The sequence below is a fragment of the Micromonospora wenchangensis genome (assembly GCF_002210435.1).
GTDB lineage: Bacteria > Actinomycetota > Actinomycetes > Mycobacteriales > Micromonosporaceae > Micromonospora > Micromonospora wenchangensis.
Genome location: NZ_MZMV01000034.1, coordinates 1 through 17,033 on the forward strand (window position 1 = coordinate 1; position 17,033 = coordinate 17,033).

Here is a 17,033-nt window from a genome sequence, read left to right on the forward strand (position 1 = left end):
GCCACCGGCGGGCCGGGCCCGGCGGGGTACGCCGGCCGGGGGCCGGGCCCGGGGCGGCCGGCGGGATAAGCCGGTCGGGCGGTCGGCGGTCGGCGGTCGGGTGGGCGGCGGGCGGCACGGTCCCGGCGGGGGTGGCGCGGGGCGTCGGGGGTGGGCGGCACAATGCAGCAGGGAACCCGAAACGAAGGCGGATCAACATCGTGACCCAGTCAGTCCATCAGCGGATCGCCGACGAGCTCGGCGTCGCCGAACGCCAGGTGCGGGCGGCCGTGGAGCTGCTCGACGGCGGTGCGACAGTGCCGTTCATCGCCCGCTACCGCAAGGAGGCCACCGGCCTGCTCGACGACGCCCAGCTGCGCGCCCTGGAGGAGCGGCTGCGCTACCTGCGGGAGCTGGACGAGCGGCGGGCCGCGGTGCTGGAGTCGATCCGCGGCCAGGGCAAGCTGGACGAGGCGCTGGAAGCGCAGATCATGGCGGCCGACTCGAAGTCCCGGCTGGAGGACATCTACCTGCCGTACAAGCCGAAGCGGCGGACCCGGGCGCAGATCGCCCGGGAGGCCGGGCTGGAGCCGCTGGCCGAGACGCTGCTCGGCGACCCGACCCGGGACCCGAAGGAGACGGCCGCCGGGTTCGTCGACGCCGACCGCGGGGTGGCCGACGCCGCCGCCGCGCTGGAGGGCGCGCGGGCCATCCTGATCGAGCGGTTCGCCGAGGACGCCGACCTGATCGGCGCCCTGCGTGAGCAGATGTGGTCGCGGGGCCGGCTGGTCGCCCGGGTACGCGACGGGCAGCAGGACACCGGCGCGAAGTTCGCCGACTACTTCGACTTCGCCGAGCCGTACCCGAAGCTGCCCTCGCACCGCATCCTGGCGATGTTCCGGGGCGAGAAGGAGGGCGTGCTCGACCTCACCATGGCCCCCGACGCCGAGGAGGACCCGGACGCCCCGCCCACCGGCCCGACCCGCTACGAGGCGGCCATCGCCGGCCGGTTCGGCATCAGCGACGCCGGCCGGCCCGCCGACCGGTGGCTGGCCGACACGGTGCGCTGGGCGTGGCGTACCCGGATCCTGATCCACCTCGGTGCCGACCTGCGGATGCGGTTGTGGCAGGCGGCCGAGGAGGAGGCGGTGCGGGTCTTCGCCACCAACCTGCGTGACCTGCTGCTCGCCGCGCCGGCCGGCAGCCGGGCGACCATGGGTCTCGACCCGGGCCTGCGGACCGGGGTGAAGGTGGCGGTGGTCGACGCCACCGGCAAGGTGGTCGCCACCGACACGATCTACCCGCACGAGCCGCGCCGGCAGTGGGACGCCTCGATCGAGACGCTGGCGAAGCTGGCCGGGGCGCACCGGGTGGAGCTGGTCGCGATCGGCAACGGCACCGCCAGCCGGGAGACCGACAAGCTCGCCGCCGACCTGATCAAGCGGTATCCGCAGCTCGGTCTGACCAAGGTGATGGTCTCCGAGGCCGGCGCGTCGGTCTACTCCGCCTCCGCGTACGCCTCGCAGGAGCTGCCCACGTTGGACGTGTCACTGCGCGGCGCGGTCTCCATCGCCCGGCGGCTCCAGGACCCCCTCGCGGAGCTGGTCAAGATCGACCCGCGCTCGATCGGCGTCGGCCAGTACCAGCACGACCTGTCCGAGGTGAAGCTGTCCCGCTCGCTGGACGCGGTGGTGGAGGACTGCGTCAACGGCGTCGGGGTGGACGTCAACACCGCCTCCGCCCCGCTGCTGACCCGGGTCTCCGGCATCGGTGCCGGGCTGGCCGAGAACATCGTGCTGCACCGGGACGCCAACGGCCCGTTCCGCACCCGCGCCGAGCTGAAGAAGGTGGCCCGGCTCGGCCCGAAGGCGTTCGAGCAGTGCGCCGGCTTCCTGCGCATCCCCGGCGGCGACGACCCGCTCGACTCGTCCAGCGTGCACCCGGAGGCGTACCCGGTGGTGCGTCGCATCCTGGCCAGCACCGGGCAGGACCTGCGCTCGCTGATCGGCAGGTCGGCCCTCCTGCGTGGGCTGCGGGCCACCGACTTCGTCGACGACACGTTCGGCCTGCCCACCGTCACCGACATCCTCGCCGAGCTGGAGAAGCCCGGCCGGGACCCGCGACCGGAGTTCCGCACCGCCACCTTCGTCGAGGGGGTGGAGAAGATCGGCGACCTCACCCCCGGGATGCTGCTGGAGGGGGTGGTCACCAACGTGGCCGCGTTCGGCGCGTTCGTTGACGTGGGCGTGCACCAGGACGGCCTGGTGCACGTCTCGGCGATGTCGCACACCTTCGTCAAGGACCCGCGCGACGTGGTGAGGTCCGGTGACGTGGTCCGGGTCAAGGTGCTCGACGTCGACGTGCCGCGCAAGCGGATCTCGTTGACCCTGCGGCTGGACGACGAGGTGCCGGCGGGCGGTGGCCGGCCGGCCACCGAGGGGCAGCGGCGCGAGCGCGGCACCCCCCAGGGCGGGCGCGGCGACACCCCGGGTGGACGGCGCGGCGGCGCGGGCGGGTCCGGCGGCCAGCGGGAGCAGCGGGGCGGTTCCCGGGGTGGGCCGCAGCAACGGCAGGGCCGGGGCGGCTCCGCGCCGGCACCCGCCAACGACGCGATGGCCGAGGCGTTGCGCCGGGCCGGCCTGGCCTGACCACCACCGTCGCCCCGCCCGGCGCCCACCGGGCGGGGCGGCGGTGGGCGTACCGTCGCGGTATGGATGGTGACGGCGGTCCGCAGTGGCGGGAACGGCAGCAGCGGGCGGTCCGGGCGCACGCGGCGGCCGACGCCCGCCAGCGCGACGGCGAGCACGCGCAGGCCGAGGAACTGGTGGCCCGGTTCACGGCCGAGGCGACCCGGCGCGGGCTGCGCACCAGCCGCCTGGTGGCCCAGGGCTACGACGGGCGGGGCCGCTACCGGACCGGGCTGACCGGCTGGTACGTCGACCGGGCCGGCCTGCGCGCGGTCACCGTCGACGGCCGGTTCTACCTGCTCACCGTGCCGTCGGGCGTACGCGCCCGGCTGTTCGGCGTCGACGTGCCGCCGGCCCGGCCGCCCCTGGTCGTCGGGCGCGGCGGACGCGACGGTGAGTCGATCCCGCTGGCCGACCTGCTCGCCCGCCGGCTCACCGCAGGCGACGACTGGCCCTGAACCCCGGATCCGCCACCATCTCGCACAGGGTCTGCTCGACCCGGTCGGCACCGACGGCGACGGAGAACATCCGGTCGTAGTGCGCCCGGCCGGCCTGCCCGAGCAGTTCCAGCTTCTCCCGGCCCAGGTCGCAGACCTCCCGCAGGGCGTCGGCGATCGAGTCGGGGTCACCGGGCCGGGCGGTGATCCCCGCGCCGCTGTCCCGGGCCACCGCGGCGGCGTCCCCTTCCGCGGCGACCAGCAGCGCCCGCCCGGCGGCGAGGGTCGCCTGCACCTTGCTCGGCATCGTGTACGCGGACATGCCGCCGGGGCGCAGGCTCACGTAGTGGACGTCCCCGGTGGCCATCAGCGCGGGCATCCGTTCCCGGGGCAACTGCCCGAGGAACCTGACGTTGGACGCGCCCACCGCCGTGGCCCGGCGGCGCAGCCGATCCTGCGTGGTGCCGGAGCCGGCGATCAGGCAGACCAGCCGGGGGTCGTCGGTACGGGCGCAGGCGTCGACCAGCGAGTCGAGCCCCTGTGCCTCGCCGAGCGCGCCCGCGTACACCAGGACCACCTGGTCGGGGCGGAGCCCGAGTTCGGCGCGCAGGTCGGCGGCGCGGACGCCCATCGTCTCGTCCGCCCACACCGGGATGTGCACGAGCTTGTCCCGGGGCACGCCCCGGTCGGCGAGCAGGTCGGCGGCACCGGGTGCGACGTGGGCGACCCGGGAGGCGCTGCGGTACATCGCCGCGCACCAGGCGGCCATCCCCCGCTCGACGGTCCGCGACACCAGGCCGGTGCCGAGGAAACCGCTGGCGACCACGCTGTCCGGCCACAGGTCCAGCACGTGCAGCAGCACCGGCACCCGGTGCACGTACCGGGTGAACCACATCGGCAGGGCGACGCTGATCGGCGAGTTGCCGACCCAGAGGGCGTCCAGGCCGCGCAGCGCCGGGGTGCCGGAGACCAGCGCGGAGACCGCGAACGACCCGTAGTTCGCCACCCGGCGCAGCGCGGAACGGTCGTGGCTGGGATAGAGGGCCACCCGGCGGACCCGGGTCGCGCCGTCGACCTCGTCGTGGCGGCGGGCCAGCCGGTAGCCGGGGGCCAGCCGGCCGGTCGGGTAGTTCGGGAACCCGGTGAGCACCCGGACCTCGTGCCCCCGTTCGGCGAGGGCGCGGGCGAGCATCCCGGGCAGGGCCGCCGGGCCGGGCTCCGGGTCGTACCACTGGGTGAGCAGGCCGATCCGCATCCGCCTCACCCCGCCGCCACGCCGGCCACCGGCCGGTCCGACCGTTCGCCGTCGGCCCGCCACAGCGCGCGCAGCGATGCGGTCAGGTCGTACGCCGGGGTCCAGCCGAGCATCCGGCGGGCGCGGTCGACGTCGGCGCACATCCAGGGCACCGCGGCCGAGCGGGTGGCGTCCGGCGGGAAGCCGCCGGGGCGGATCTGACCGGTGAACCCGGCCGCGTCGGCCAGCAGCCGGACGACGTCGCGGGTGGCCGTCGCCCGCCCGCTGCCCACGTTGACGACGCGGTGCGCGCCGACGGGGGCGCACCGCGTCGCGGCCAGCACCGCCGCCGCGACGTCCCGGACGTCGACCAGGTCCCGGTAGGTGTCGTGCAGGCCCAGGGCGATGTCGTCCGCGCCGTCGGCGATCGCCGTACGGACCATGGCGGTCGCCCGGGCCAGCATGTTGCCCGCCGGCATCCCCGGCCCGACCGGGTTGAAGACCCGCAGCACGATCGTGTCGAGCCGGCCCGCGTCGCCCGCCAGTTCGGCCAGCCGGGTGGCGGCCAGGTGGCTGAGCCCGTACTCGCTCACCGGGGCGGCCGGGTGCTCCTCCGCGACGGCGAGGCCGTGCGGCACGACGCCGTACTCCGCCGCCGAGCCGATCCGGACCAGCCGGGCGCCGGGCGCGGCGGCGGCCACCGCCTCGATCAGTTTCGCGGTCGTCACGACGTGCGCCTGGACGAAGTCGTACCCGGAGCCGACGATGCGGCCCGCCGCGCTCACCACCACGTCGGGTCGTTCCCGGGCGACCAGCGCGGTCAGCTCGGGCAGCTCCATCCTGGCCGGGTCGCACCGGGCGCGGGAGGGGGCCCGGACGGTGGTGTGGTCGGCGAGGGCGGCGTGGATGTGCCGGCCGAGGAATCCGCCCGCGCCCAGCAGCAGCACCCGGTTCATCGGCGCTGCACGACGTCCCGGTCGTCGGCCGACGACCCGGACGGGTGGGCGGCGGCCGACGTGGGTGCCGGTCCCTCGGCGGCCGGCGTGGCGGCCGACGGGGCGTTGCCGGTGAACTCGTGCCAGGTGGCCGCGCCGGGGGCGGAGATGCCCTCCCGGGTGAGCACCACCCGGACGGTGGTCAGCAGGATCCTCAGGTCCAGCAGGAAGGACCGCCGGTCGACGTACTCGACGTCGGAGGCGAACTTCGCCTCCCAGTCCAGGGCGTTGCGTCCGCGTACCTGGGCGAGCCCGGTGATGCCCGGCCGCACCTCGTGCCGGCGGGCCTGCTCGGGGGTGTAGAGGGCCAGGTACCGCACCAGGTGCGGGCGGGGGCCGACCACGCTCATCTCGCCGCGCAGCACGTTCCAGAACTCGGGCAGCTCGTCGAGGCTGCTCGCCCGCAGCCACCGGCCGACCCGGGTGAGGCGTTGCGCGTCGGTCACCAGCCCACGCTCCGGGTCGGGGTGCCGCATGGTGCGGAACTTCACCACGTCGAACAGTTCGCCGTGCAGGCCGGGCCGGGTGTGCCGGAACAGCACCGGCCGGCCGTGGGTGACCAGCACCAGCAGGGCGACCAGCACCAGCAGGGGCGCACCGAGGGTCAGCACGACCAGCGCGCCGAGCACGTCGAGCACCCGCTTGCACCTGTCGTACGGACGGCGGGTCGACGGGTCGGCGTCCCGTCCGGTCACCGGGCCGGCGGCACCGGCGCGCGGCTGTGCCGCGGGGGCAGCAACTTTGGACATGGAACAGACCTACCACTTTCCCGGTGACCGGTCCGCAGTTTCACATTTGCCGCACCGGCGGGTCGGCAATGGCCGTCGCGCAGCACCACGCGAAACGTGAAACGTGACCGTTCCTCCCTTTACCGGAAGCGCGCACGGTCTCGTTATCGCAACAGTATGGTCACCATTGACGAGATCGTGATCCCCGAGGATGGTCCGACGGGAAAAGGCAGGAGGAGATATGCTTTCCTCGCTTGCGGACAGGCGTTTCCTGGTCACCGGGGGCACTGGTTCGTTCGGCCAGACAATGGTTTCCCGACTGCTCGACGCCGGTGCCGCCGAGGTGCGGGTCCTCAGCCGGGACGAGTCGAAGCAGGACGCGATGCGGCACCGCCTCGGCAACGACCGGGTCCGCTACTACATCGGTGACGTGCGCGACTACGACAGCGTGCTCAAGGCCGCCCGGGGCATGGAGTTCGTGTTCCACGCCGCGGCGCTGAAGCAGGTGCCCTCCTGCGAGTTCTTCCCGCTGGAGGCGGTCCGCACGAACGTGCTCGGCAGCGCCAACGTGGTGGATGCCTGCGAACGCGTCGGGGTGGAGACGCTGGTCCTGCTGAGCACCGACAAGGCCGTCTATCCGGTCAACGCGATGGGCATGACCAAGGCGCTGATGGAAAAGGTGGCGCAGGCGCACTCCCGTAACAACGCGACGGCCCGGACCAGGGTCTGCTGCGTGCGCTACGGCAATGTCATGTACTCGCGCGGATCGGTGATTCCGTTGTTCATCGACCAGATCCTGCGCGGCGGCCTGCCGACGGTCACCGACCCGTCGATGACCCGTTTCCTGATGTCGTTGCCCGAATCGGTGGAACTGGTGGAGCACGCGTTCACCTTCGGCCAGCCGGGGGACGTCTTCATCCGCAAGGCCGACGCCTGCACCATCGGCGACCTGGCCACCGCGCTGTGCAACCTGTTCGGGGTGCCGGCGAAGTTCACCGTGCTCGGCATCCGGCACGGGGAGAAGCTCTACGAGACCCTGGCCAGCCGGGAGGAACTCGCGTTCGCCGAGAACCTCGGGGACTTCCTGCGGGTGCCGGTGGACAGCCGCGACCTCAACTACTCCCTGTACTTCGAGGAGGGCGACGTCGAGCACGGCGGCCTCGCCGACTTCCACTCGCACAACGCCCGCCGGCTGTCCGTACCCGAGATCGAGGCGTTGCTGATGACGCTGCCCGAGGTGCGCGCGCAGGTCGCGGCCGCCACGGCGGCCGTGGTGACGAGTTGAACGCGGGCACCGACGCCGCCCGCCCGGACCGGGTGCCCCGCCGCCGCACCGACCACCGGGCCGCCGACCCGGCGCGACGGGTCCTCGTCGTCGGGGTCACCGGCATGCTCGGGCATGCCGTGCTGCGCGAACTCGCCGACGATCCGACGCTCGACGTGCACGGCCTCGCCCGCAGCATCGACGACCGGGCGGGCTGCTACCCGCCGCACCTGCTGGCCCGCATCGTCCCGGCCGTCGACGTGACCCGGTTCGACCACGTCCGGCGGCTCGTCGACGAGTTGCGGCCCGACGTCGTCGTCAACTGCGTCGGCGTCATCAAGCAGCGGCCGGACGTGCAGGACGCGGTGCCGACGGTCACCCTCAACGCGCTCCTCCCCCACCTGCTGGCCGACGCCTGCGCGCAGGTCGGCGGCCGGCTCGTCCACGTCAGCACCGACTGCGTGTTCTCCGGCCGGCGGGGCGGCTACCTCGAGGACGACCTGCCCGACCCGCCCGACCTCTACGGCCGCTCCAAGCTGCTGGGCGAGGCGACGGGCGCGTCGGCGCTCACCCTGCGCACGTCGATCGTCGGGCACGAGCTGACCACCCGCCGTTCCCTGGTCGACTGGTTCCTCTCCCAACGGGGTCAGGTGCGCGGCTTCACCAGGGCGGTCTACAGCGGGGTGACGACCGTGGAGTTCGCCCGGCTGCTGCGTACGGTGGTCCTGCCCCGGCCGGAGCTGACCGGCCTCTACCACGTCGCCGCCGAACCGATCACGAAGTACGACCTGCTCCGGCTGGTCGCCGAGGTGTACGGGTGGCCCGGTGAGCTGGTGCCGGACGACGGGTTCGTCTGCGACCGGTCGATGCGCGCGGACGCCCTCGCCCACGCCACCGGTTACCGTCCGCCGAGCTGGCCGGACATGATCACCGCGCTGCACGCCGCCCGGGAACGTTGGGCGTTCGGCCAGGCCCGGCCGGGCCTGGCGGGCGCGCCGCGCTGACGCAGCAAACGACCATCGCCGGCGCTGCCGGCCCGTCGGAGTCGAAGGACATCACGTGGGTAACCGAGTGGGTCAACTGTGCCTGGTCGTCGGGGCGGTCCTGGCCGTGGTGGTCACCACCGTCGCCAGCGTCACCGTCCCGCTGGTCGCGGTCGGCGCGGTGGCGCTGCTGCTGCTCGCGCTGTTCGCGCTCGCGCAGCAGATGGACGGCTGGCGGTGGCTGCTGGGCCTGACCATGGCGCTGCTGGTCTGCGCCTCGTCCGGGCTGCCGGCCCTGGTGGAGGCCAGCTTCTATCCCCGGTACGCGGCGGTGGCCGCCCTGGTCGTCTGGGCGCTGGGCGCACCGGCCCGGACGGTGGCGCGGGTCGACCCGTGGACCCGCCTGCTCGTCGGCGCGCTGTGGGCGATGGCCGGCCTGGCCACGGTGAGCTTCACCTGGTCGGTGGTGCCGTTGGAGACCCTGCAACGGGGGGTGGCGCTGCTGCTGCTGGCCGCGCTGGTGCACGTCCTGGTCCGCCGCCGGTGGCCCGACCGGGCGGTCATGCTGGCCGACCTGCGCATGGTCTACCTGGTGCTCAGCGGGTCCGCCCTGATCAGCCTCGGCGTCGGGTTCGCCGACGGCACGCTCGTCGCCGCGTTGTCCCGGACCGACCGGTTCGAGGGCCTGTACAACAACCCCAACATGCTCAGCATCGTCTGCGCCCTGACCACGCCGCTGGGCTGGGCGGTCTACCGGCAGTCCCGCCGTCGGGTGGAACTGCTCGGCATGGTGCCGGCCGTGGCCTGCCTGCTGCTGTCGCAGTCCCGCACCGGCCTGATCGCCGTGCTCGCCGGGGCCTGCTGGGTCGTGCTGCGCAACGGGCTGGGCCGGATGGTCCGGCTGGGCGCCGGACTGGCCGTGGGACTGCTGGTGGCGTACCTGTTCAACCTGCTGCCGGTCCTGTTCGCCGGCCCCTGGATGCGGCAGCTCGTGCTGCGCTTCACCGACCCCACCGGCGGCGACCTGTCCAACGGCCGCACCGAGATGTGGCAGGCCACGGTGGACCTGTGGTGGCAGAACCGCCCCACCCTGGGCTTCGGGTACGCCTCCCGCAACCACCTGTTCGCCCTCGCCAGCCTCGACGAGTCCTTCGGGACCGGGGTGAGCGTGGTGCACAACAGCTACCTGCAACTGCTGCTGGAGCTGGGGCTCGCCGCCGTGGCGCCACTGGCCCTGCTGCTGCTGGCCGTCGGCCGGGTCGCCCTGCGGTCCCCGGTACGCCGGGCCGACTCCGGGCTGGTCTGGCTCGTCGTCACCGGCCTGCTGATCCAGATCACCGAGTCGGCCATCTTCGGCACCGGGCAGACGTACCCGTACGTGTTCTGGTGCGTGGTCGCCGGGGTGCTGCTGCACCTGCCCGGTGAACGTGCCGACGCCGACGCACCGGAGGCGGACCCGGCGGCGGTCCCGCCGTGGGTCGGTGCCCCGGCCGACGACCTGGTCCGCCGGCCGGTCCCGGCCCTGCGCTGAGGTCACGCGACGGTGGGCGTCCCGGTCGGGACGCCCACCGTCGCGTGTCCACCCGGCTCAGCGCCGGTCGTCGGCCACCAGGAAGGCGCTGACCTCGTCCCGCCAGGCGCGGTGGTCGAACGACCCGCGGGCCCGGGACCGGGCGGCCCGGCTCATCCCCGTCCACTCCTCGTCGCGCAGCCGCAGCGCCCGCTCGATCCCCCACCGCACGTCGTCCGGCCCGTTGCCGTCGAGCACCAGCCCCTCGACGCCGTCGTGCACGTGGGCGGCCAGGTCGCTGGTGTGGTTGAGCAGCACCGGGCAGCCGGCGGCGAGGCTCTCCGGCACCTTGGACGGGAAGCCGTTGGCCGCGTACCCGCCGGTGGGGCGGACCAGCATCGAGAAGTGCGACTCCGCGAGCAGCGTCAGCACGGTGTCCCGGGGGACGCGACCGAGGAACCGCACCTCGGCCACGATCCCGTCGAGGACCGCGACGTCCAGGTCGGAGTGGGTGGCGGCGGCCTCCCGGGTGACCCCGGCGATGGTGAGGCTGACCCGGCGCTGCTGCTGCGGGGTGAGCCGGCTGATCCCGCGCAGGATCACGTCCAGCATGTCCTTGCGGCCGGGGGTGCCGGCGTAGAGCAGCCGCAGCCCGGTGGAGAGCGCGGGTGGCCGGGCCGCCGGGAAGTCGTCGCAGTCCACCTGGGGCGGCACCACCAGCACCGACATCCCGTGCCCGGTGAGGTAACCGGCCAACGTGGTGGAGACCGCGGTGGCCCGGTCGACCAGCCGGGTGGCCAGGAACGTCGACCAGCGGTGCCGGACGTAGTACGGGGTGAGCCAGCCGTGGCGGAACTGCCGCCGGTCGTGACGTTCGCTGGCGTCGACGACCACCGGGCAACGCAGCGCGAGCCGCAGGACCGTCCAGTTGCCCAGCGTCATCAGCGCCATCGGGAGCAGCACCACGCTCACGTCGCCCCGGCGTACCCCCTGCCGGCGGGCGGCCCGCAGCACGCGGACCGGGCGGGCCAGCCGGGCCGGCAGCCGGGTGAGCCGGTGCCGGCCCCGCACGCGCAGGGTGACCAGATCGACCCCGGCCGCCTCGGGTGGCCGGGCGGGGAAGGCCATCTCGCAGGGCCAGTCGTTGACGACCAGCGTGCGGGTGCCCGCGGGCGCGGCGGACCTGGCGAGTTGCAGCAGGCGGTTGGAGGTGGCGTCACCGTGGGGGAAGGCGTACGCGCCGACGAGCAGGGGACGCGGTGGCCCGGTCCGCCCGGTCGGTCCGCCGTCGGGCAGGGGTCGCGGGTTCACGACCACGGTCTGCTCGTTCATCTCTGTCACCGTCCCGAGCCGACCGGCGGCCGGCTGCTCTGTCGTGGCGTACGGTCCCGTCCGGGGTGGGCCGCCGCCCACCGGTGGTAGATCTCCAGGTGGGTGCTGGCGGCCGTGTCGATGGCGAAGGCGCTGTGGACGAACCGGTCGGCGGCCACCGCGGGCGCGGTCGACGCGGTGTACGCCGCCGCCCGGCCCACCGCCCGCGCCCACACCTGCGGTGGGGCGTCGACCCCGACGACTGTCACGCCGGGCAGCCGCTCGTCGATGAAGCGCACGCCCGGCAGGTCGGCGGCGACGGTGCCGACGCCCAACGCGACGGGCTCCAGCACTCCCCCGGGCAGCCCCTCCAGGCAGGACGGGTGGACGACGACGTCGGCCTGCCGCAGCAGCCCGCCCACGTCGTCGCGGGGGCCCAGCAGGTGCACCCGGTCACCCAGCCCGGCGGCGTCCGCCGCCGCGCGGACCCGCTCGTCGTCGGCCGGGTCGCCCGGCCCGACGAGCACCGCGTGCGCGGACACGCCCCGGTCACGCAGCGCGGCCAGGATCGGCGGCAGCAGCCAGCGGCGTTTCTCGGGTGAGGCCCGGCCCACGGTCACGCAGACCAGGTCGGTCGGTCCCGCGCCGATCAGGGCCCGCAGGTCGTCGGGGCTGGGGCGGCGCAGCCGGTCGAGGTCGAGCCCGTTGAGCACCACCCGGCACCGGGGGTCGGCCCGCCAGCCCGGGTGGTAACCGAACGTCAGCGAGCTGGGCGAGACACCGAGGATGTCGGTGGCGCAGATCCGCAGCAGCCGCCCGCAGACCCACCGGTAGACCCGGCGGCGCAGGGTGCGCGTCGTGTTGTCGTCGCCCCGGAAGTGCGCGACCCGCCCGGGTACGCCGCGCAGCGCGCCCAGCGCGAGCGGCACGCCGGAGAAGTTGGCGCAGTCGGCGTGCACCACGTCCGGGCGTAGCCGCCCGAGCAGCCGCAGGAACCGCAGCGGGAAGCGCGGGTCGAGGGGGATCGCGGTGACGCTGCCGCCGTGCCGGGCGACCACGTCGGCCAGCGGCCCCGGGCCGATCCGGTCGCTGAGCGTCACCAGGTGCAGGTCGACGCCGCCGGCCGCGAGCCGGGGCAGCAGTTCGGCGGTACGCATCTCGGTGCCGCCGAAGTTCAGCTCACCGACGACCCGCAGCACCCGCAGCCGGCCGGTCACGACGGACCGCACCGGGCGAGCGCCCGCCGGTAGCCCACCAGCGCGGCCGGCACCATGGTCGACAGGTACGCGACGCAGGCCGCCGCCGGCAGCCCGGCCAGGCCGAACTGGCGCAGCCCCCAGACCTTGAGCACGGTGGCCAGCACCAGGAACGCCGCCCACCCGACGAACTGCGGCCGGAGCAGGCCGATGCTGTTCTGCACCATGATCAGTGGGGAGGTGACCGCGACCAGCAGTGACCAGCCTGCGAGCCCGACGAGGACGGGCAGCCGGATCGTCGACCGGTCGACCGACCCGAGCCAGAGGGCGATCAGCCGGTGGCCGGTGCCGACCAGCGCCAACCCGACCGAGCCCACGACCACCCCGTAGAGCAGCACCATGCGCCGGGTGTTGCGGCGTACCCAGGCCACCTCGCCCCGGGCCAGGGCGGCGCCGTTGACCGGCCAGACCGTCATGCCCACCAGCCCGACGAAGACCCACAGCACGCCGAACAGCTTCCCCACGACCGCGTAGTGGGCCGCCGCCGCGAGCCCCAGCACGTTGGCGACCAGCGGGTTGTCCACGTTCAGCGCGATCGACGACATCGTGGTGAGCGCGAAGAACCGCACACCCAGCCGGAGCAGGCCGGCGACGGTGTCCCGGTGCACGAGTCGTGGCCCCGGCCGGTGGGCAGGTGGGCAGGCCCAGAAGTAGGTGACGGTGTTGAGCAGGTTGGTCACCGGCACGGCCAGCACCGCACCGGCGACGACCACCAGTGGTGGCCAACCGGCGGCGATGGCGGCGAGCACCACGGCCAGGGCGGCCAGGGCGCCGGCCGACTGCCAGGCGTTGCTCTGCACCATCTGGCCCCGGGCGTACTGCACCCGCTGGACCAGCGAGAGCGGGATGTTGACGACGAACGCGCCGAAGCAGAGCAGGACCAGGGTGGGGGTCTGCGCGGCGACGCCCGGGTCACCGACGGCGAACAGCTCCACCCAGGGCACCACCGGCGTCACCACCAGCAGGGCGGCCAGCAGCAGCACCGCGACCACGCCGAGGGTGGCAAACGCGCCGGAGATCTCCCGGGCCTGCCGGCGGGGGTCGTCGGCCAGTTGACCGAGCCGGGTGAGCAGCCCGTTGCCCAGCCCCAGGTCGGCGAACCAGGCCATCCCGGTGAGCGCGGTGATCGCCATCCACAGGCCGTACCGCTGCTCGCCGAGGTACCGGAAGCAGGCGGGGGTCATGACCAGCGGCGCGGCCAGGCCGATCCCCTTGGCCACCATCGCGGTGGCGATGCCCACCGTGACGGTACGGTCCCGGCTAGGCCCCGGTGCCGGGAAGCCGGCCGGCGGCGCGGCGGTGGTCGTCGTCCCGGTGGCGGCGGTGGTCCCGGTGGCCGTCGCGGCGGCGGGCGTCGTCCCGGTGGGGGCCGTCGCGGCGGTGGGGGCCGTGCCGGCGGCGGCCCGGCCCACGGCCCGGGTCACCGGAGGGGGGCGGGGGCGACGGCCAGCCGCTCGGCCAGCCACCCGGCCGTGGCCCGCAGCCCCTGCCGGCGGTCCACGGGGGTGACGTCCGGGAACAACTCCCGCAGGGTGGTGTTGTCGGCGAGCGAGTGCGGCACGTCCCCGGTACGCGGTGCCACGTGTTGCCGGGCGATCGGCCGGCCGAACACCTCCTCCAGCTCGTCGAGGACCTGGAGCAGGCTGGCCCGCGCGCCGAAGGCGAGGTTGACCGGATGCGGGTGGTGCACCCGGCGGCGCACCGCGTCGAGGATGACCTCGCAGACCGTGCCCACGTAGGTGAAGTCGCGGGACTGGGTGCCGTCGCCGTGCACCTCGACCGGCTCGCCGCACAGGGCGGCGTGGGTGAACCGGGGGATGACGGCCGCGTACGCGTGGTCGTGGCGCTGCCCGGGGCCGAACACGTTGAAGAACCGGAACGCCAGCGTGGGCAGCCCGAACGACGCCTGGTGGGCCAGCGCGTACGCCTCGGTGGCGAGCTTGCTGGCCGCGTACGGGCTCATCGGGCGGGTCCAGGTCAGCTCCGCCTTGGGCAGTGCCGGGTTCATCCCGTACACCGACGAGGAGGAGGCGACCACCACGTGCCCGACGTCGTGCCGGCGGGCCGCCTCCAGCACCATCAGCGTGCCGGTGGCGTTCGCGTGGTGGGAGGCGAGCGGGTCGCGCAGCGAGCGGGGCACGCTGGGCAGCGCGGCCAGGTGGACCACCGCCTCCCGGCCCGCCATCGCCGCGTCCAGGGCCGCCGGGTCCAGGATGGATCCCTCGACGAGGTCGACGTCCAGCCCGGCGAGGTTGCCGCGCAGCCCCACCGAGAAGTCGTCGAGGACGCTGACCTCCTTGACGGCCGGCTCGCCGAGCGCGGCGCGGGCCAGGTTGGCGCCGATGAAACCGGCCCCACCCGTGATCAGAATGCGCATGAACCACCCCCGAGTACGCACATCACCTGTACATCGAGCCGGGACGCGGCACGTTACGGCGGCGGCACGAAATTCACCCTGCCCACGGCGGGGACCTCGGCCGCCGGGCGGGCCGGCATCCGCCGAACGGCCGACGGTGTTGTCCGGGAGCCGACCAAAAACCGCCGTGAACTGCGAAAACGCGCACAGTGACAGCATCGTCGTGCGTCGCGGTGGAGGTGTGGGATGCCTGAGCTGATCGTCTACCGGTCCAACGCCCTGATGTCGGTCAGGTCGCGGTTCGACGCCACCCGGGACGTGGTGATGCCCGCCAACCTGGCGTACGCCGAGGCGATGGTGGGCCTGTGGCACTCCGGCCTGCCGCAGGTGAGCCTGGTGCCCTCGACCGCGACCGACGCCCAGGTGTGGCCGGTCATGTCCGCCGTGGGCACCCGCGTCCACGACACCTCCGACGACAACTGCCCGATCAACACCGGCTGGTCGTACGTCGGCGGCAACCACGGCTACAACGTCGGCAACCAGATCGTCGTGGCCAACCACGGCAAGACGACGGCCGACGTGGGCTCGCAGTGGACCGACGGCACCCGCATCTTCACCCTGCTGGCCGTCACCAACGCCAGCAGCCTGCTGTTCGGCAACCCGTACACCGTGGTGGACGGCATCGCGCAGGGCGCCCGGGTCAAGCCGGCCGCACCGCTCACCCACGTCTCGGGGGCGACCAACCGGACCACCGTGCCGATCACCGGTCTCACCCCGGACGTGCAGATCCGCCCCGCCACCCACTCGCACACGGTCGCCGTCGAACTCGACGGGCGGCCGGTGCCCGACGGCCGGTCGACCGGCCTGGAACTGGTGATCCGGGAGTCCTACCTCATTCCGACCTACCAGGGGATGATCGACACGGCACGGGCGAACGTCGGCACCCCGATCGCCACGATCATGCCGAGGATCCCGTCGCTGTGCCGGATCGCCAACGTCTACCGCTGGTCACCCGGCGGCGGCCTGCTCGTCACCCAGACGGTGACCGCCCTGGCCCGGTTCACCCTCAACGCGGGCGTCACCCAGTGCACGCCGCTGACGCCGGTGACGGGCGGCTCCCGCCGGCAGTTCATGCCGAACGTGGGGGTGGCCGGCGGCCTGAACTGGTCGACCTGGGCCAACATCGACACCCTCGCCGCGCTCACCGACGTCACCCCGGCGGCCCTCGTCGACCGGACGATGCCGGCGGCCAGCATGACCCAGTGGGTGGTCAGCGGCGGCGGCGTGCAGCAGTGGGGCATCGCCGTCGGCCTGCTGCCGGTCGCGGACGGGGCGCCGCAGACCCGCGCCCGCTACACCACCGCCAAGAGCTGGTTCATCAGCTCCAGCCTGAAGAAGAACTACCCGCAACTGGTGTGGGGGCGCACCCTGGCCGCCGGGGAGTCGGTGACCGGCACCGCCTACCGCCGCTACCTGGCCCCGCCGTCGACCGCCACCGAACTCGTCGTCTCCGCCGGCGACGACGACTTCGTGGTGATCGAACGGGTCGGCGCGGTCGCCGAGGCCGAGTTGGCCGCGCCGCAACTGTTCCACCGGCTGCTGGTCCCGGTGGGCGCGACGAACCTCACCGTGCCCGACCGGGTCACCGTCGCCGGTGTGCCGTACGACGTGCCGGTCTCCCCCGGCTACGGGATGTGGCGCGCGGACCCCGACGAGGCCCTGCCGGAGCCGCTGCCGGGGGCGTCGCGGACCCGTGGCGGGTACTTCCTCGCCCGGTCCGGCCCGACGGTGGAGAGCACCTGCACCGGTGCCTACCAACGGCTGCTGCTGCACCCGTTCTTCCTGGCCGAGCCCACCCCGGTCGACCGGGCCTGCGTGGAGGTGACCCGGGTCGGCACCGGTGTGCTGCGCCACGGCGTGTACGCCCACGACCCGGCCACCGGCCGGCCCGCCCTGCTCGGCCCGGTCGCCGACTTCGGCACCGTGGCCGTCACCACCGTCGGGGTGAAGGAGTCGGTGCTGGCCGCGCCCGTCCTGCTGCCGGCCGGCTGGCACTGGTACGGGCAGGTGTGGCAGGTCAGTGGCGTCACCGCGCCCACGGTGCGGGCCGGCGGCGTCGGCTGCGCCACCGTGCTGAACCTGGGTTCGACGGCGGCGGCGATGACCGGGGACCGGTTCGGCTACGAGGTGGCCGCGGTGACCGGCGCGCTGGGGGCGATCACCATCGGCGGGGTGCACCAGTTCCCCCCGCCGCAGGTCGCCTACCGGCGGGCCTGATCCGACTCCGCCGGCC

General features: G+C 74.2%; 13 protein-coding genes. 6 read left to right on the forward strand and 7 right to left on the reverse strand.

Annotated elements, in window-relative coordinates; genetic code table 11:
• Positions 1-200 precede the first annotated feature (200 nt).
• Both B5D80_RS19720 and B5D80_RS19725 read left to right on the forward strand, forming a co-directional pair.
• A complete protein-coding gene (locus tag B5D80_RS19720) occupies positions 201-2,627 on the forward strand; it encodes a Tex family protein (protein WP_245854787.1) in 2,427 nt (808 codons plus the stop codon).
• A 62-nt stretch (positions 2,628-2,689) separates the two neighbouring features.
• Positions 2,690-3,124 (forward strand): hypothetical protein, encoded by a 435-nt coding sequence (locus B5D80_RS19725; RefSeq protein ID WP_088645377.1) that lies wholly within the window; start codon positions 2,690-2,692, stop codon positions 3,122-3,124.
• Here the strand turns inward: B5D80_RS19725 and B5D80_RS19730 are convergent.
• Genes B5D80_RS19730 through B5D80_RS19740 form a run of 3 tightly spaced genes read right to left on the reverse strand, consistent with a single transcriptional unit; the run spans position 3,099 to position 6,081 of the window.
• On the reverse strand, positions 3,099-4,358 hold the full coding sequence (locus tag B5D80_RS19730) for a glycosyltransferase family 4 protein (protein ID WP_088645430.1): 1,260 nt from the start codon (positions 4,356-4,358) through the stop codon (positions 3,099-3,101). The two genes, B5D80_RS19725 and B5D80_RS19730, sit on opposite strands and share 26 nt — an antisense overlap.
• Positions 4,359-4,363: 5 nt before the next feature.
• Positions 4,364-5,293 carry an NAD-dependent epimerase/dehydratase family protein gene (locus tag B5D80_RS19735; protein ID WP_088645378.1) on the reverse strand — a complete coding sequence of 310 codons (930 nt, stop codon included), beginning with the start codon at positions 5,291-5,293 and terminating at the stop codon, positions 4,364-4,366.
• Positions 5,290-6,081 (reverse strand): sugar transferase, encoded by a 792-nt coding sequence (locus tag B5D80_RS19740; RefSeq protein ID WP_088645379.1) that lies wholly within the window; start codon positions 6,079-6,081, stop codon positions 5,290-5,292. The genes B5D80_RS19735 and B5D80_RS19740 overlap by 4 nt, the downstream gene beginning before the upstream one ends.
• A gap of 220 nt (positions 6,082-6,301) precedes the next feature.
• On the opposite strand from B5D80_RS19740, the gene B5D80_RS19745 reads away from it, so the two are divergent.
• From B5D80_RS19745 to B5D80_RS19755, 3 genes are read left to right on the forward strand one after another with little or no spacing between them, the layout of a single operon-like run.
• On the forward strand, positions 6,302-7,345 hold the full coding sequence (locus B5D80_RS19745; protein ID WP_088645380.1) for a polysaccharide biosynthesis protein: 1,044 nt from the start codon (positions 6,302-6,304) through the stop codon (positions 7,343-7,345).
• On the forward strand, positions 7,342-8,328 hold the full coding sequence (locus B5D80_RS19750) for a dTDP-4-dehydrorhamnose reductase family protein (protein ID WP_211291587.1): 987 nt from the start codon (positions 7,342-7,344) through the stop codon (positions 8,326-8,328). The genes B5D80_RS19745 and B5D80_RS19750 overlap by 4 nt, the downstream gene beginning before the upstream one ends.
• A 55-nt stretch (positions 8,329-8,383) precedes the next feature.
• Positions 8,384-9,838, forward strand: a complete 1,455-nt coding sequence (locus B5D80_RS19755; protein ID WP_144081717.1) for an O-antigen ligase family protein — start codon at positions 8,384-8,386, stop codon at positions 9,836-9,838.
• Positions 9,839-9,895: 57 nt separating this feature from the next.
• Here B5D80_RS19755 and B5D80_RS19760 read toward each other — a convergent pair whose 3' ends face one another.
• From B5D80_RS19760 to B5D80_RS19775, 4 genes are read right to left on the reverse strand one after another with little or no spacing between them, the layout of a single operon-like run.
• On the reverse strand, positions 9,896-11,149 hold the full coding sequence (locus B5D80_RS19760) for a glycosyltransferase (protein WP_144081718.1): 1,254 nt from the start codon (positions 11,147-11,149) through the stop codon (positions 9,896-9,898).
• Positions 11,150-11,154: 5 nt separating this feature from the next.
• Positions 11,155-12,357: a glycosyltransferase gene (locus B5D80_RS19765; RefSeq protein ID WP_088645383.1), complete on the reverse strand. Its 1,203-nt coding sequence runs from the start codon at positions 12,355-12,357 to the stop codon at positions 11,155-11,157.
• The gene (locus B5D80_RS19770; protein WP_088645384.1) at positions 12,342-13,808 is read right to left on the reverse strand and encodes a lipopolysaccharide biosynthesis protein; all 1,467 of its coding nucleotides are present in this window, start codon (positions 13,806-13,808) and stop codon (positions 12,342-12,344) included. Before B5D80_RS19770 ends, B5D80_RS19765 begins: the two co-directional genes overlap by 16 nt.
• Entirely contained in the window at positions 13,805-14,761 is a 957-nt protein-coding gene (locus B5D80_RS19775; RefSeq protein ID WP_088645385.1) for an NAD-dependent epimerase/dehydratase family protein, read from the reverse strand. Before B5D80_RS19775 ends, B5D80_RS19770 begins: the two co-directional genes overlap by 4 nt.
• A gap of 225 nt (positions 14,762-14,986) precedes the next feature.
• Here B5D80_RS19775 and B5D80_RS19780 point away from each other — a divergent pair, with 225 nt between their 5' ends.
• A complete protein-coding gene (locus tag B5D80_RS19780; protein WP_088645386.1) occupies positions 14,987-17,017 on the forward strand; it encodes a hypothetical protein in 2,031 nt (676 codons plus the stop codon).
• Positions 17,018-17,033: the final 16 nt, after the last annotated feature.